Below are 16,723 nucleotides of genomic sequence, written 5' to 3'. Positions count from 1 at the left end.
TGCAAAAGGCATCACCACAATTACGCCCGGGCAGCCCGGCTCACTTCATTTGCAACGCGCTCTGTGGCATCCGGTATGGATGCGGCGCGCGCACGTTCTGCCATGGTTAATAACGTTTCTCGCGACCACCCGGCAAGGGTGCTGGCGACGGCCTCCACAGTAAACTGCGGCTGCTCCAGAATTTTGGCGGCGCCCGCTTTCTCCAGCGGCAGCGCATTCCAATACTGCTGTCTGTCTTTGTGCTGGAATGGCACAAACAGCGCAGGCAAACCTGCGGCGGCAATTTCGCTCACCGTCAGCGCGCCTGAGCGACAAACCACGACATCAGCCCACGCGTAAGCCGCTGCCATATCATCAATAAACTCAGTGACCTTGTGCTGCGGTTGTCCCGCGTCGGCATACGCCTGTTCAACGGTCTGCTGCGCGCCTTTGCCGCTCTGATGCCAGATAGTCACCGCGTCGCCAAGCTTTGCGGCAACCTGCGGCATCGTCTGGTTCAGTACGCGTGCGCCCTGAGATCCCCCGACAACCAACACACGAACCGGACCTTCACGCCCGGCCAGACGCGCTTTGGGCAACGGCAGCGCCAGCACGTCAGTGCGCACCGGATTGCCCACCACTTCCGCATTCGGGAAAGCGCCTGGAAAAGCCTGCATCACCGTAGTGGCAATCTTCGCCAGCCATTTGTTAGTTAATCCCGCAATGCCATTCTGCTCATGCAGTACAACCGGAATACCTAATGACCAGGCCGCCAGACCGCCAGGGCCAGACACGTAGCCGCCCATACCCAGCACCACATCGGGTTTAAACTGCTTCATGATGGCGCGCGCCTGACGCCAGGCATTAAAAATACGCACAGGTGCAGCCAGCAGCGCATTGACGCCTTTTCCACGCAAACCGGAGATACGAATAAAGTCAATTTCAATGCCGTGTTTCGGCACTAAGTCCGCTTCCATACGATCGGCGGTGCCCAGCCAACGAACCTGCCAGCCCTGGGCCATTAAATGGTGCGCGACCGCCAGCCCCGGGAACACATGCCCGCCGGTACCGCCCGCCATCACCATTAACCGCTTCGGTTGACCACTCATCGTGCACCTCGTGTAAACGCCTGGGCTTTTTCCAGACGCGTTTCATAATCAATACGTAACAAAAACATGATGGCCGTCGACATAATCAACAAACTTGAACCACCATAACTGATCAGCGGCAGCGTCAGACCTTTGGTTGGCAGCATACCCGCCGCCGCACCGACGTTTACCAGTGCCTGGAAGCTAAACCAGATCCCGATTGAGCAGGCTAAAAAGCCTGAAAAACGGTGGTCAATTTCCAACGCCTTACGGCCAATCGACATCGCGCGAAAAGCGACGAAGAATACCATTAAAAGTGCCAATACCACACCGATATAACCCAGCTCTTCCCCAATGATGGCGAAGATGAAGTCGGTGTGCGCTTCTGGTAAATACTCCAGTTTTTGGACTGAATTACCTAAGCCCTGCCCCCAAACCTCACCGCGACCAAAGGCCATCAGGGATTGCGTCAGCTGGTAGCCACTGCCGAACGGATCTTCCCATGGGTTCCAGAAGGAGGTTACGCGGCGAATACGATACGGTTCGGCAAGGATCAGCAGCACAACTGCCGAAATACCCATGCCGATGATGGCAATGAACTGCCACAGTTTCGCTCCGGCGAGAAACAGCATCGCCAGGGTAGTGACAAACAGCACCACCACCGTACCAAGGTCAGGCTGTGCCAGCAGTAAAATAGCCAGCACCAGGATCACGCCCATCGGTTTTAAGAAACCGCGCAAGTTGTTACGCACTTCATCAACTTTACGCACCAGGTAGTTGGCGAGGTAACAGAACAGCGACAGCTTAGTAAATTCCGCAGGCTGAATACGCAGCGGCCCCAGCGCAATCCAGCGCGACGCCCCGTTAACGGAGCTACCCACCACCAGCACAATCAGCAGCATGATGATCGAGGCTATCAGCATCGTCGTACTGTACTTTTGCCAGAACTCCATCGGCAGACGCAGCGTCACCATCGCCAGGCAGAAGGCGAGGAAGATGTACAGTGCATCACGCTTAGCAAACAGGAAAGGATCGCCCGCCAGACGTTGTCCAACGGGCATCGATGCCGATGTCACCATCACAAAACCGATCGCTGCCAGACCAAAGGTCAACCACAGCAGCATGCGGTCATACATGATCAGGCTGTCCGCGTCTTTATCACGCGAAGCCATCACCCAGCCTTTAAGTGCCGCGAAGACCCACGCCAGGATACCCAGTCCCGGTAAGCGCGGCATTCTCAGACGAGGGAGAGATAAGCGCATCAACCCAACTCCTTCGCCAGGCGGGTAAAGACGTCACCGCGTTGCTCAAAGTTCTTGAACTGGTCGAGGCTGGCGCAGGCGGGCGACAGCAGCACCATATCGCCCGACTTCACGCGCGGTGCGAGCAGACGCATTGCCTGCTCCATGGTTTCAGTTTGTTCCGTAACGTCAGGTCGCAGAGCGGCAAGCTGCGCGCCATCGCGACCAAAGCAATACAGACGAATGTTGTCGCCGGTCAGGTATCGTTGCAGCGGCGTAAAGTCAGCGGATTTCCCGTCGCCACCCAGCAGCAGGTGCAACGTACCGTCAACATGCAGGCCATTCAGCGCGGCTTCAGTGCTGCCGACGTTGGTGGCTTTAGAATCGTTAATCCAGCGCACGCCGTTGTGCTCAAGCACAGTCTGAAAACGGTGCGCCAGACCGGTAAACGTGGTGAGCGCTTTCAGGCTCGACGCCCGCGGCAGACCCGCAGCATCCGCCAGCGCCAGCGCAGCCAGGGCGTTGGTATAGTTATGCTGACCGGAAAGCGTCATCTCTTTCACGTTAAGGACTTTTTCACCCTTCACTCGCAGCCAGGTTTCGCCCTGCTGACGGTTCAGGTGATAGTCACCCATGTTGATGCCAAAGCTCACGCAACGCTCATCCGCTCCGCGAACCGGCATGGTCAGCGCATCATCAGCGTTGACCACACACACTTTCGCGTTTTCATAGACGCGCAGTTTGGCCGCACGGTACTGCTGCAAGCCAAACGGATATCTGTCCATATGGTCTTCGGTGACGTTCAAAATGGTAGCGGCTACGGCTTGTAAGCTGGAGGTCGTTTCCAGTTGGAAGCTCGACAGTTCCAGAACATACAGCTCACGTTCGTCATCCAGCAGCATCAGCGCGGGCAGGCCAATATTACCGCCAACCCCCACGTTCACACCGGCCGCTTTCGCCATCTCACCTACCAGCGTAGTGACTGTGCTTTTCCCGTTGGAACCGGTGATCGCGACGATCGGTGCCTGTGCTTCACGACAGAACAGCTCAATGTCGCCGACAATTTCAATTCCCGCATCGGCGGCGGCGCTCAACGAAGGATGCGCCAGGGCAATACCAGGGCTGGCGACAATAAGATCAGCGGCCAGCAGCCAGTCATCATTCAGACTGCCAACATGACGCTCAACCGCTTCCGGTAATTTGTCCAGGCCCGGCGGCGTCGCGCGGGTATCCATTACGCGCGGCGTCACGCCACGCGCCAGGAAGAAATCCACGCAGGACAGCCCGGTCAAACCCAGACCGATAATGACGACTTTTTTACCCTGGTAATCAGCCATGATTAACGTACCTTCAGCGTTGCCAGGCCAATCAGCACCAGCATCAGCGAAATAATCCAGAAGCGTACAATTACGCGCGGTTCCGGCCAGCCTTTCAGTTCATAGTGATGGTGGATCGGCGCCATACGGAATATGCGCTGTCCGCGCAGCTTAAAGGAGCCAACCTGCAAAATGACCGACAGTGTTTCTACGACGAATACACCGCCCATGATCACCAGCAGGAACTCCTGACGCAGGAGCACGGCAATAATGCCCAGCGCGCCGCCCAGCGCCAGCGATCCGACGTCGCCCATAAAGACCTGCGCCGGATAGGTGTTAAACCACAAGAAGCCTAACCCCGCACCGACAATTGCCGTACAGACGATCACCAATTCACCGGCATGACGTAAATAGGGAATATGCAGATAGTTGGCGAAGTTCATGTTACCGGTCGCCCACGCTACCAACGCAAAACCTGCGGCCACAAACACGGTCGGCATAATCGCCAGACCATCCAGACCATCGGTGAGGTTGACCGCGTTGCCAGTCCCCACAATCACGAAGTACGCCAGCAGCACGTAGAACAGCCCCAACTGCGGCATCACGTCTTTAAAGAACGGCACCACCAGCTCAGTAGCCGGGGTATCTTTACCAGCCAGATACAGGGCAAAGGCCACGCCCAGCGCAATCACCGACATCCAGAAGTATTTCCAGCGCGCGATCAGGCCCTTGGTGTCTTTGCGTACTACTTTGCGGTAGTCATCGACAAAACCGATAATGCCGTAACCGACCAATACCACCAGCACGCACCATACGTACGGGTTCGACGGGTATGCCCACAGCAGTACGGAGATAACAATCGCGGTGAGGATCATAATCCCGCCCATGGTCGGCGTACCGCGTTTACTGAAGTGTGATTCCGGACCGTCGTTACGCACGACCTGTCCAAAGGACATTTTTTGCAAGCGGGCGATCATGCGCGGGCCCATCCACAAAGAGATGAACAGCGCGGTCAGCAGGCTGACGATGGCGCGAAACGTCAGATAGGAAAAGACGTTAAAGCCGGAATAATATTTGACCAAATGTTCGGCCAGCCAAACTAACATGTCCCATTCTCCTGTAATGCGCGTACTACCTCTTCCATGGCGGCACTACGTGAACCCTTCACTAAAATCGTCATAATCTGATGTTCTGCAATCAGCGCCTTAAGATGCGCGGTCAACGCGGTTTTATCCGCAAAATGCTCACCCACACCGCTGGCATGGCTAATTGCCTGACTCAATTTCCCTGTACTCAGCACACGGTCGATACCTGCAGCCTTCGCAGCGTCACCCACCTGTACGTGGCATGCTTCGCTTTCCGCGCCAAGCTCGGCCATATCGCCAACGACCAGCACGCGGTAGCCCGGCATTTCGGACAGCACGTTTACCGCTGCGGTCATTGACCCGACATTTGCGTTATAGGAGTCATCCAGCAGTAGCTGATTTTCTGCCAGTTGAATCGGGAACAGACGCCCCGGTACCGCTTGCAGTTCCTTCAGACCCGCTTTAATCGCTTCGTGCGTCGCGCCTACCGCCATAGAGAGCGCAGCCGCCGCCAGGGCGTTAGCAATGTTGTGACGACCCGGCAGCGGCAGCAGAACATCAATACTTCCGGTTGGCGTTTGCAGAGAAAACTCTGTGCCGTGTGAAGTCACATGAACATTGGCCGCCGAAAAGTCGCTGTTGGCCGCATTCGGAGAGAAGCGCCAGACTTTGCGATCGCCGATAATGCTCTGCCAGTTCAGCCAGTCGTTATTGTCGGCATTCATAATGGCGATTCCGTTCGCTGACAGGCCGGTAAAAATCTCACCTTTTGCCTTCGCAACGCCTGCCAGTGAACCAAAGCCTTCCAGATGCGCGGCCGCCAGGTTATTCACCAGCGCCGCTTCCGGACGCGTCAGACCAACGGTCCAGGCGATTTCGCCCTGATGATTAGCGCCAAGCTCAATCACGGCATAGTCGTAATCGTTGTTTAAGCGCAACAGCGTCATCGGTACGCCGATGTCGTTATTCAGGTTGCCCGCGGTATATAAGGTGTTGCCACACTGACTCAGAATGGATGCGGTCATCTCTTTGACGGACGTTTTACCGGAAGAGCCAGTCAGCGCGACAACGCGCGCCGGAACCTGAGCGCGTACCCATGCCGCCAGTTCACCAAACGCCAGACGTGTATCTTTAACAATCAGCTGCGGCAGGTTGGTGTCCAGCGGACGGCTGACCAGTAGCGCACCCGCCCCGCTCTCTTGCGCCTTGTCTGCGAAATCGTGGGCATCAAAGCGTTCGCCTTTCAGCGCGACAAACAGGCAGCCCGGCGTAACTTTACGCGTATCAGTTGTCACCGCATCAAGAGTCAGATCGGCTCCTTTCAGTTCGCCGCGGAGGATCTCCGCCAGTTGGCTGAGCGTTACGCTAATCATGCGATTACTCCCAGCAGACGCGCTGCCGTGACGCGGTCAGAATAGTCGAGGCGCTGCGAGCCAACGATCTGGTAGTCTTCGTGACCTTTCCCGGCCACCAGCACCACATCGTTTTCTTTCGCCTGCATAATGGCGTTTGTCACAGCCTCTGCGCGACCTTCCATCACTTTCGCCTGTCCGGCATCCAGCATACCCGCCAGAATGTCGTTAATAATGGCGCGCGGCTCTTCGGTACGTGGGTTGTCATCGGTCACCACGACAACATCAGCAAACTGCTCGGCAATCGCGCCCATCAACGGACGTTTGCCTTTGTCGCGATCGCCGCCGCAGCCAAAGACACACCACAGTTTGCCAGTACAGTGCAGACGTGCCGCCTGCAGCGCTTTTTCCAGCGCATCTGGCGTATGGGCATAATCAACCACAACGGTGGTTTTACCCGGCGCGCTGAACACTTCCATGCGCCCACAAACTGGCTGTAATTGTGTCGCCGTTTTCAGTAAATCAGCTAACGGATATCCCAACGCCAGCAGCGTTGCCAGCGCCAACAGCAGATTGCTGACGTTAAACGCGCCCATCAGGCGACTTTCAATTTCGCCGTCACCCCATGAGGAGGTAAAACGAATCGTTGCCCCGCTGTCATGATAATTCACGTCAATCGCCTTTAACCAACGACCGTGACAGTTCGGGTTGATGTGGTCTTCCATCGATACGGCAACCGCATCCGGAAGTTTGGCCAACCAGCGACGACCGACTTCATCATCCGCATTAACGATGGCCTGGCCGCAATGGTGCGTGGAATACAGCAGCCATTTCGCGGCTTCGTAATGTTCCATGTCGCCGTGGTAATCAAGATGGTCACGGCTTAAGTTAGTAAATACTGATGCGGCAAACTTCAGCGCCGCCACGCGATGCTGAACCAGACCGTGTGAAGACACTTCCATCGCGCCAACCGTTGCGCCTTGTGCAACCAGCCCTGCCAGCACATGCTGGACATCTACGGCTGAACCGGTGGTATTTTCCGTCGGGATCACTTTGCCCAGCAGGCCATTGCCGACTGTTCCCATCACCGCGCTGGTTTCGCCAAGCAGTTGGCTCCACTGTGCCAGCAATTGGGTGGTGGTGGTTTTACCGTTGGTCCCGGTCACGCCGACCAGTCGCATTTTTTCAGAAGGCTCGTGGTAAAAGCGGCCCGCCAGTGCAGATAAACGTTCGTTAAGCTGACTGAGATAGATAACTGGAACGCCGTGCATTTCACGGATTTCACCGTCAGTAGCTTCATCTTTTGCTTCTGCAATAATGGCAGCCACACCTTGCGCTATCGCCTGCGGGATATACCGACGCCCGTCCGCCTGATGACCCAATACTGCGACAAAGAGATCGCCCGATGCAGCCATACGGCTGTCGAGCGTCATCTCCCGCAGTGCTCGCTCCGGTGCACCCGGCACCCATGGAGCAAGAAGGTCGCGCAAATTACGATCTGCCACCTGTTGCCTCGCCTTGATTATTCACAAATTCATTTTTATCGCCCGTTGTCAGCGCATCCGGCTCGATGTTCATGGTGCGCAGTACGCCACCCATGATGGCACCAAAGACCGGCGCGGAAACGGCGCCACCGTAGTATTTACCCGCCTGCGGATCGTTGATAACAACAACCAGCGCGAAGCGCGGCTGACTCGCAGGCGCAACGCCTGCGGTATAAGCAATGTATTTGTTGATGTAGCGGCCATCCGGCCCTACTTTCTTCGCCGTACCGGTTTTAATGGCGATACGATAGCCTTTAATCGCCGCCTTCACGCCGCCGCCGCCGGGTAGCGCCACGCTTTCCATCATGTGTACTACGGTACGCACGGTTGATTCCGGGAAGATACGCTCGCCCGGAACAGGAGGGTCAACTTTGGTGATCGACAGTGGCCGATAAACGCCATAGCTGCCGATCGTTGCATAGACTCGCGCTAACTGTAACGGCGTTACCATTAGCCCGTAGCCGAAAGAGAAGGTGGCCCTCTCTATGTCAGACCACCGTTGTTTTTGAGGATATAAGCCACTGCGTTCTCCGACCAACCCCAAATTGGTCGCTTTTCCCAGCCCAAAACGTGAGTAAGTGTCTACTAACGCTGAGGACGGCATCGCTAACGCCAGCTTGGAAACACCGACGTTACTCGACTTCTGCAAAACCCCGGTGAGGGTCAATTCGCTATAACGCGCCACGTCTTTGATTTCATGGCCATTAATTCGGTAAGGGATAGTGTTAAGTACGGTATTTTCGCGAACCACGCCACGCTGCAGCGCCGTCATCACCACCATCGGTTTGACGGTGGAACCCGGTTCAAACACGTCGGTAATCGTACGGTTACGCATCGCATCCTTCGGCGTACCGGTGAGATTGTTCGGGTTGTAGGACGGGCTGTTAGCCATCGCCAGCACTTCACCGGTGTTCACATCCACCAGTACCGCACTGCCTGACTCCGCCTTGTTAAACGCCACGGCGTTATTCAGTTCACGGTAGACCAGCGCCTGTAAACGCTCATCGATACTTAGCGCAAGATTATGCGCCGCCTGGCTGTCGGTAGAGGAAATATCCTCAATGACGCGGCCATAACGGTCTTTACGTACAATACGTTCGCCCGGTTGCCCGGTGAGCCATTTGTCGAAGCTCTTCTCAACGCCTTCAATCCCCTGGCTGTCGACGTTAGTAAAACCGATAAGGTGAGCGGTCACTTCTCCGGAAGGATAGTAACGGCGGGATTCTTCGCGCAGGTGAATGCCTGGCAGCTTCAGTTTTTTGATGTAGTCAGCCATGTCAGGGTTTACCTGACGCGCCAGATAGATAAAGCGCCCTTTCGGGTTGGCGTTAATGCGGGAAGCCAGTTGATCGAGCGGGAGATTCAGCGCGGTCGACAGCGCTCTCCAGCGTTCACCAACGCTTACGCCGCCTGCGTCATGCACCTCTTTGGGGTCGGCCCAAATCGCCTTAACCGGAACGCTCACCGCCAGCGGACGACCTGAACGGTCAGTAATCATCCCGCGCGATGTGGACACTTCCTGTACGCGCAGAGAGCGCATGTCGCCCTGACGCACCAGCATGTCCGGCGCGATGATTTGCAGCCAGGCAACGCGCCCCAGCAGAAAACCCAGTGCCAGCAAAATACAGCCGCACAGTAACGCAAAACGCCAACTGATAAAGTTGGCTTGTTCTTCCTGGCGTTTTGGCTTGTGCGTTTTTGCCGCTGCTTTCATGCGTCGCGTTTATCCTTATTTTTGTACTACGATATTTTCTTGTGAGGGATCAACATGCTGCATTTGCAGCTTTTCCGTTGCGATCCGTTCAACACGGCTATGGTCGCCGAGCGCGTTCTCCTCAAGGATCAAGTTGCGCCATTCGATATCCAGCGCATCTCGCTCCAGAACCAACTGCTCACGCTGCGCGGTCAGTAACCGCGTATGGTGTGCTGTTGTCACGACGGTAACCGCCGTCAAAATAATGCAAATGAACAGGCAGAGTGGCAGCTTCCCATACCGCAAAAGATCGTCACCGATCACGCCAGGCAAAGCATGGCGCTCGTTGCTTCCTATCGATCCTTTAACTTTGCTGAGGGCTTCTGTCACTCTGCTGATCATGCGTTCGTCCTCTCTGCAATACGCAGAACTGAACTACGGGCACGAGGATTTTCAGCTACCTCTTCTTCACCCGGCATCATCTTGCCTAGTGCTCTTAACTCACGGCCGCCCAGCTTTTTGATCTGCGCTTCGGTCATCGGTATTCCAGCCGGAACCTGAGGACCACGGCTTTGTTCGCGCATAAAGCGTTTCACAATGCGATCTTCAAGCGAATGGAAACTGATTACCGAAAGGCGACCACCTGGTGCCAGCACGCTGAGCGAGCTTTTTAGCGCCTGCTCTATCTCCTCCAGTTCACTGTTCACCCAAATGCGCACCGCCTGGAAGGTACGGGTCGCGGGATGTTTGAATTTGTCTTTCACCGGCATTGCCGCCGCAATCACTTCCGCCAGCTCTTTAGTGCGGGTCATCGGTTCGATGCGGTTGCGCTCTACGATGGCGCGAGCAATGCGTTTGCCGAAGCGCTCTTCGCCAAAGGTTTTAATCACCCAGGCAATGTCTGCTTCATCGGCGGTTTGCAGCCATTCGGCCGCTGACTGACCGCGTGTTGGGTCCATACGCATATCTAACGGACCGTCACGCATAAATGAGAATCCGCGTTCAGCATCATCAAGCTGTGGAGAAGACACCCCAAGATCAAGAAGAATCCCGTCGATCTTACCGGTAAGTCCGCGCTCGGCGACATAATCAGCCAGCGCAGAAAAAGGACCATGGACGATGGAAAAACGGGGATCGGTAATCGTCTTTGCAACGGCAATTGCCTGCGGATCGCGATCGATGGCCAGTAAACGCCCCTCTTCGCCAAGTTGCGAGAGGATCAGACGTGAGTGACCACCGCGACCAAATGTCCCGTCAATGTAGATGCCGTCTGGACGAATATTCAGGCCGTTTACGGCTTCATCCAGCAACACCGTTGTATGTTTATAATTTTCCATCATTTTATAGAGACAAATCCTGCAATCGTTCCGACAGCGCGCCGGTAACAGACTGCTCAGCGTCGATATCTTCCTTGACCTGTTGATACCAGGTCGTTTCATCCCACAGCTCAAACTTATTGAACTGCCCAACCAGCATCACTTCTTTCGTTAGCCCTGCGTGTTGCCGCAGAATGGGCGCTATCAATAATCGACCAGCGCTATCCATCTGACATTCGCTAGCATGACCCAACAACAGGCGCTGTACGCGACGCTCAACTGGATTCATGCTCGACAGACGCGATAACTTCTGCTCGATAATTTCCCATTCAGGCAGGGGGTACAGCAGCAGGCACGGGTGATGGATGTCAATGGTGCAAACCATTTGACCGGTAGCGCTCTCGAGCAGTTGATCCCGATAACGGGTAGGCACAGATAAGCGCCCTTTACTGTCGAGATTAACTAACGTTGCTCCCCGGAACATGCCAGCCTCACCCCCGATTACCACTTTATCCCACAAATTCCCACTTAAAGGAGTTTACGGAGCGGAGGAAAACCTTGTCAAGCAAGTCACGGCGCTTAGCGGAGCAAAAAACCCATTGTTTACGGCTAATATCAGCGTTGAACAAATTCCGTACAGCAAACGAAGCAAATTAACGTCATGAATATTTGTAAGAAAAAAATCCAACAACTCATGATTGTTTAAAACAACTGAATATCATCAAAAGAAAAATATAAAGTGTCAGTTTGCGACGCGAGCGGCATTTTAGGACAATATGCAGCGAGATAACAGTACCAGTTAATCAGTCTGTACGCCGCACAGGAGCGAGATAAGGGCGAGATTGCCGCAACACACCAGTAAAGTGTTTGTTAATTCGGCAAATTTCTACATGCTTGTAACAAAATAATACAACCGTAACGCATCGTTACGTCTCAATTACCCAAAAATGGATAGTTGCATTTTTAATTCGGCATAATAGAAGAATCAATTTCAGATAATTCTAAAGAATATTCTTAATTATAATGCGGTTATTTCCGAGAACGGGATAATTGATGATGTCAGAGGCTTATCCGCCGACATCATCAATTGAGGCAACTTAGTTACGGCTTAGAATACCGCGACGGTACAGATTACGCCGTATACGCGTTAAACCTGGTTTGGGTTTACGCGGCTCATCCAGGCTTGCCAACACAATCTCCAGCACGCGTTCCGCGACATCTCGATGGCGCTGCGCCACCGCCAGTACCGGGCACTGCAGGAAGTCGAGCAGCTCGTGGTCGCCAAAAGTCGCAATCGCTAAATCAGACGGTAACTGCCCGTCGCGGCGCAGGGTCACATCCATCACCCCCTGCAACAGGGCAAACGACGTGGTAAACAGCGCCTGAGGCATTGGATGCGTTTCCAGCCATTTATCAAATAACTGCGCGGCCGCCTCCCGCTCATAGCTGTTGGCATAGAGAAAATGCACTTCACGCGGATCGTCCTTCCACGCGGTACGGAAACCCTGTTCGCGCAGGAAACTGACGGACAATTCAGGAAGCGCCCCCAGATAGAGCACGGTTTCAGCAGGGAATTTACGTAACTCCTCCGCCAGCATCTGCGCATCATCCTGGTCTGCGCCCACCACGCTGGTGAAATGTTCACGATCCAGCGCGCGATCCAGCGCCACAATCGGGAATGAACTGTTCGCCCAGCGCTGATAAAACGGATGTTCAGGCGGCAAGGAAGTCGAAACGATAATGGCATCAACCTGACGTTGTAAAAGATGCTCAATACAGCGCATTTCGTTATCCGGCTGATCTTCAGAGCAGGCAATCAGTAGTTGATACCCGCGCTGACGAGCCTGGCGCTCCAGATAGTTTGCGATCCGGGTATAGCTCGTGTTTTCGAGATCCGGGATCACCAGCCCGATAGAACGTGTGCGTCCAGCACGCAGCCCGGCCGCCACGGCATTCGGGTGGTAATTATGCTCACGCACCACCGCCATGACTTTTTCAACCGTTTTGTCGCTTACGCGGTATTGCTTTGCTTTGCCGTTAATAACGTAGCTTGCAGTCGTTCGCGAAACGCCGGCCAACCGAGCGATTTCATCCAGTTTCACAATTGCCCCTTGCGTAAAATGTACAAACCATAACCTTTGAGATGGCATGGGTTAAACTTCTTAACATCTAAGCGCAGAATAATGACTGCGGCAACCGCTTTTGTCTCTGGTTACTGCTGATTTCGCAAAAAAAAGCAACCGATAGCCAATGCATCTCGCGTAGGTCAGGTAAGCGTTAGCGCATAATTTTATCGCCGCGGGAAAGCCCCACCACGCCGGAACGGGCAACTTCCACGATTTTGGCGACTTCCCGTAGCGTTGCCAGAAACGCATCCAGCTTATCGCTGGTGCCCGCCAGCTGTACGGTGTAGATCGACGGCGTAACATCGATGATTTGCCCACGGAATATCTCCGTGTTGCGTTTCACCTCTTCCCGGCCATAGCCGCTGGCCTGGATTTTCACCAACATGATTTCTCGTTCAACGTGGGCGCCCTGCCCCAGTTCGCTGACGCGCAGAACGTCCACCAGTTTGTGTAGCTGCTTTTCGATCTGCTCCAGGACTTTCTCATCCCCTACCGTTTGAATCGTCATCCGCGATAAGGTCGGGTCGTCAGTCGGCGCGACGGTCAGGCTTTCAATGTTGTATCCGCGCTGGGCGAAGAGGCCAATCACACGTGACAATGCACCCGACTCGTTTTCCAGCAATACTGATAATATCCGGCGCATAATCAGGTCCTCTCCGTTTTACTTAACCACATTTCGTCCATCCCGCCCCCACGAATCTGCATCGGGTAGACATGCTCACTGCCGTCGACGGTGACATCAACAAACACCAGGCGATGATTACGCACATGTTCCAGCGCTTCGCCCAGCTTGCTCTCCAGTTCGCCTGGATGATTAATCTGGATACCGATATGCCCATAAGCTTCAGCAAGGCGCACAAAATCGGGTAGCGACTGCATGTAAGACTGGGAGTGACGCCCGGAGTAAATCATGTCCTGCCACTGTTTGACCATGCCGAGATAGCGGTTGTTAAGGTTGAGCACCAGTACCGGTAGCTCATATTGCAGCGCCGTCGACAGTTCCTGGATGTTCATCTGAATGCTGCCATCCCCGGTAACGCACACCACCGTTTCATCCGGCAGCGCCATTTTCACCCCTAACGCCGCGGGTAAACCGAATCCCATGGTGCCGAGGCCGCCTGAGTTAATCCAGCGGCGTGGTTTATCGAACGGATAGTAAAGTGCGGCAAACATTTGATGCTGGCCAACGTCAGAGGTCACGTATGCATCCCCTTTCGTCAGACGCCAGATGGTTTCAATCACCGCCTGCGGTTTAATACTTTCACTTTGCGTGTCGTATTTCAGGCACTGACGAGCGCGCCAGTGTTCAATCTGTTGCCACCAGTCACGGTTATCATCCAGCGGCTGCTGCGATTTCTCCTGCGGCAGCAGTTCAAGCATCTGATCCAGCACCAGGCGAGCATCGCCCACAATCGGAATATCCGCAGTGACGGTTTTTGAAATAGAGGTCGGATCGATGTCGATATGCAGCACGGTCGCATTCGGGCAATATTTTGCCAGGTTATTGGTCGTTCGATCGTCAAAACGAACGCCGACGGCAAAGATCACATCAGAATGATGCATGGTCATATTCGCTTCGTAAGTACCATGCATGCCCAACATTCCCAGCGCCTGGCGATGCGTGGCCGGAAACGCGCCTAACCCCATCAGCGAGGAGACAACCGGCAGATTGAGTGCTTCGGCAATTTGCCCCAGTTGTTCGTGACAGGCGGCATTCACCGCGCCACCACCAACATAGACAACCGGTTTCTTCGCCGCGACCAGCGTCTGCAAAGCACGTTTTATCTGTCCTTTGTGCCCGGTCGTTGTCGGGTTATACGAACGCATACTCACCGACTCCGGCCAGCTATAAGGCAGTTTTTTCGCCGGATTCAGAATATCTTTCGGCAAATCCACCACCACCGGCCCCGGACGACCGCTTGCCGCCAACCAGAAGGCTTTTTTCAGCACCTGCGGGATATCTTCCGTTTGTTTAACCAGAAAACTGTGTTTTACCACCGGGCGGGATATACCCACCATGTCGCACTCCTGGAAGGCATCGTAGCCAATCAGGGAAGTGGCGACCTGGCCGGAGAGGATCACCAGCGGAATGGAATCCATATATGCTGTTGCAATCCCGGTGATCGCATTGGTTGCCCCTGGTCCGGAAGTGACCAAAACGACGCCCACTTCTCCCGTGGCACGCGCCAGGCCATCAGCCATATGTACCGCGGCTTGCTCATGACGGACTAACACATGATCAATACCGCCGACCGTATGCAATGCATCATAAATATCGAGAACGGCCCCCCCGGGATAACCGAATACCTGCTTCACACCCTGATCGATAAGCGATCGGACGACCATCTCGGCTCCAGACAACATCTCCATGGCTTGCCTCACTCTTATAATGAATTACGGTTTAACAACACATTAACCGCTGACGATGACGCATGGCAATTGACTCCGAAGGGGTGGCACTGGAGTAAATAAGAATAAAACGGAGGTCAGAATTGAATAAATGGAGAATTAAACCAGCATAAGCAATTGATATGATAAATAATCGCTTAAAAAGGGGGACTTACAGCAATTAGTCTATTTTTTTACACTTTCAGACATACGTAAAAAGTTGAGTTCAGCACAAAATTTTAGATATAAAGATAAAAGCAGAATAAACCAGATGTATTCCCCGATTTATTCTGCCAGCGGCTACTTCTTACAGACGGAGACCAACAGTTCTTCCATCCATTGATGTCCTTTATCGCGCCCCGCAGCCTCATGCCAGGAAAGATAACATGTGCGGCTATTCAATTTTAAAGGTAAAGGCAATATCTGCAGTTCTAAAGAATCGGCGAACTCTTCAGCCAACCAACGCGGCGCAATAGAGACCAGGTGCGTTTGCGACACAATATTAAGCACGCTGATTAATGCCATTCCCTGATAAGCCACGCAGGATTGTTTATCCGGTGTGTCATACCACGGCTGGCTGAATGAGGCGAAGCGATCGAGCGAAACCACGGCATGCTGTTCATGATAGAGATTGCTCTCCAGCAATGGGCCACTAATGCGTGGATGTTTTTTGCTTGCCACTAACACCATTTCGTCATTGAATAACGGAACACTGGTAAATTCCGGACGACGGAATTCTTCATAGCTAATAACAAACTCAGTTTCCTGATAACGTAATTGGTGCTCGGTATTTAAATTTAGTGAAGATTTAAAAACGACATTAATGTTCGGCGCGACTTGTTCAACTCGATTATAAATCAACGAAGTAAGAATATTATCCAATGGACTGCATACGCAAAGATTGAATACACGCTCGCTGCTGGTAGGTTCAAAGCCGGAACCAGGCAGTTCATTCTGCACTAATTGCAATGCCTGACGAACGGAGCCAAACAGCTGGAAGGCTCTTGCTGTCGGCTGGATTCCACGGCCATAACGAACAAAAAGCTCATCGTTAAACATGACTTTCAGGCGTGCGACCGCATTACTGACAGCGGGTTGCGACATCCCCAGCGTATGTGCAGCACGCGTAATATTTTGTTCCTGCATCACCGCATCAAAAACAGTTAATAAATTAAGATCAACCATGCGAAGCTGTGGCTTCCCCATCTCTATGAGATTAGATTTATCTATTATTTTTACTTCTGGCATATTTAACTCCACTGTCACTCTAAACTCCCTTTTCCCAGACGGAGTGCAGAAATAATCTCCGTTAATATGATTTACCATGCATATAAAATAAGAAAAAGGAAAAACATTAAAATTAGGAAAACATAAAGGCACAAATCTAAATGTACAAAAGAACACCACAAGCGTAGTGCGGCAGATGTCACTGCGCGATGATTCATATGTTTAAATTTCGAAAACAATATAACCATAAGCGTGGCGAATACACAATCATACGCACAGTGAATATGTATTTAAGTTTTAATTAAACATTTCTATTATTAACACATTAAAAGTTAACATTAATTTATCAATTATTGGGTAACACATTG

At 53.3% G+C, this 16,723-nt stretch carries 14 protein-coding genes; all 14 read right to left on the bottom strand.

The genetic code is table 11. The annotated features are described in order from the left end of the window. Positions 1–20: 20 nt before the first annotated feature. The 14 genes from murG to leuO all read right to left on the bottom strand — a co-directional run bounded on the left by murG (position 21) and on the right by leuO (position 16,376). Positions 21–1,088: an undecaprenyldiphospho-muramoylpentapeptide beta-N-acetylglucosaminyltransferase gene (gene murG / locus WC7_RS21740; RefSeq protein WP_016151697.1), complete on the bottom strand. Its 1,068-nt coding sequence runs from the start codon at positions 1,086–1,088 to the stop codon at positions 21–23. Further along, positions 1,085–2,329: a cell division protein FtsW gene (gene ftsW / locus WC7_RS21745; RefSeq protein WP_016151696.1), complete on the bottom strand. Its 1,245-nt coding sequence runs from the start codon at positions 2,327–2,329 to the stop codon at positions 1,085–1,087. The genes murG and ftsW overlap by 4 nt, the downstream gene beginning before the upstream one ends. Further along, complete coding sequence (gene murD, locus WC7_RS21750; protein WP_016151695.1) at positions 2,329–3,645, bottom strand: UDP-N-acetylmuramoyl-L-alanine--D-glutamate ligase; 1,317 nt, start codon at positions 3,643–3,645, stop codon at positions 2,329–2,331. The genes ftsW and murD overlap by 1 nt, the downstream gene beginning before the upstream one ends. Positions 3,646–3,647: 2 nt before the next feature. After that, positions 3,648–4,730: a phospho-N-acetylmuramoyl-pentapeptide-transferase gene (gene mraY, locus WC7_RS21755; protein WP_016151694.1), complete on the bottom strand. Its 1,083-nt coding sequence runs from the start codon at positions 4,728–4,730 to the stop codon at positions 3,648–3,650. Continuing rightward, positions 4,724–6,082, bottom strand: a complete 1,359-nt coding sequence (gene murF / locus WC7_RS21760; RefSeq protein ID WP_016151693.1) for a UDP-N-acetylmuramoyl-tripeptide--D-alanyl-D-alanine ligase — start codon at positions 6,080–6,082, stop codon at positions 4,724–4,726. Before murF ends, mraY begins: the two co-directional genes overlap by 7 nt. After that, on the bottom strand, positions 6,079–7,566 hold the full coding sequence (gene murE / locus WC7_RS21765; RefSeq protein ID WP_016151692.1) for a UDP-N-acetylmuramoyl-L-alanyl-D-glutamate--2,6-diaminopimelate ligase: 1,488 nt from the start codon (positions 7,564–7,566) through the stop codon (positions 6,079–6,081). The genes murF and murE overlap by 4 nt, the downstream gene beginning before the upstream one ends. After that, positions 7,553–9,319: a peptidoglycan glycosyltransferase FtsI gene (gene ftsI, locus WC7_RS21770; protein WP_016151691.1), complete on the bottom strand. Its 1,767-nt coding sequence runs from the start codon at positions 9,317–9,319 to the stop codon at positions 7,553–7,555. The genes murE and ftsI overlap by 14 nt, the downstream gene beginning before the upstream one ends. 15 nt (positions 9,320–9,334) lie before the next feature. Then, entirely contained in the window at positions 9,335–9,700 is a 366-nt protein-coding gene (gene ftsL, locus WC7_RS21775) for a cell division protein FtsL (RefSeq protein ID WP_006686695.1), read from the bottom strand. Further along, a complete protein-coding gene (gene rsmH, locus WC7_RS21780) occupies positions 9,697–10,638 on the bottom strand; it encodes a 16S rRNA (cytosine(1402)-N(4))-methyltransferase RsmH (protein WP_016151690.1) in 942 nt (313 codons plus the stop codon). Before rsmH ends, ftsL begins: the two co-directional genes overlap by 4 nt. Position 10,639: 1 nt before the next feature. Then, positions 10,640–11,098, bottom strand: a complete 459-nt coding sequence (gene mraZ / locus WC7_RS21785) for a division/cell wall cluster transcriptional repressor MraZ (RefSeq protein WP_005124560.1) — start codon at positions 11,096–11,098, stop codon at positions 10,640–10,642. 613 nt (positions 11,099–11,711) lie between these two features. Beyond that, a complete protein-coding gene (cra, locus tag WC7_RS21790; protein ID WP_016151689.1) occupies positions 11,712–12,716 on the bottom strand; it encodes a catabolite repressor/activator in 1,005 nt (334 codons plus the stop codon). A gap of 175 nt (positions 12,717–12,891) precedes the next feature. After that, positions 12,892–13,383: an acetolactate synthase small subunit gene (gene ilvN / locus WC7_RS21795; protein ID WP_003829566.1), complete on the bottom strand. Its 492-nt coding sequence runs from the start codon at positions 13,381–13,383 to the stop codon at positions 12,892–12,894. 2 nt (positions 13,384–13,385) lie between these two features. Then, entirely contained in the window at positions 13,386–15,110 is a 1,725-nt protein-coding gene (gene ilvI, locus WC7_RS21800) for an acetolactate synthase 3 large subunit (RefSeq protein ID WP_016151688.1), read from the bottom strand. A 318-nt stretch (positions 15,111–15,428) separates the two neighbouring features. After that, entirely contained in the window at positions 15,429–16,376 is a 948-nt protein-coding gene (leuO, locus tag WC7_RS21805) for a transcriptional regulator LeuO (RefSeq protein ID WP_016151687.1), read from the bottom strand. Positions 16,377–16,723: the final 347 nt, after the last annotated feature.

The organism is Citrobacter sp. KTE151, assembly GCF_000398845.1.
Lineage (GTDB): Bacteria > Pseudomonadota > Gammaproteobacteria > Enterobacterales > Enterobacteriaceae > Citrobacter > Citrobacter braakii.
This window is presented reverse-complemented; position numbering and strand designations above follow the sequence as displayed.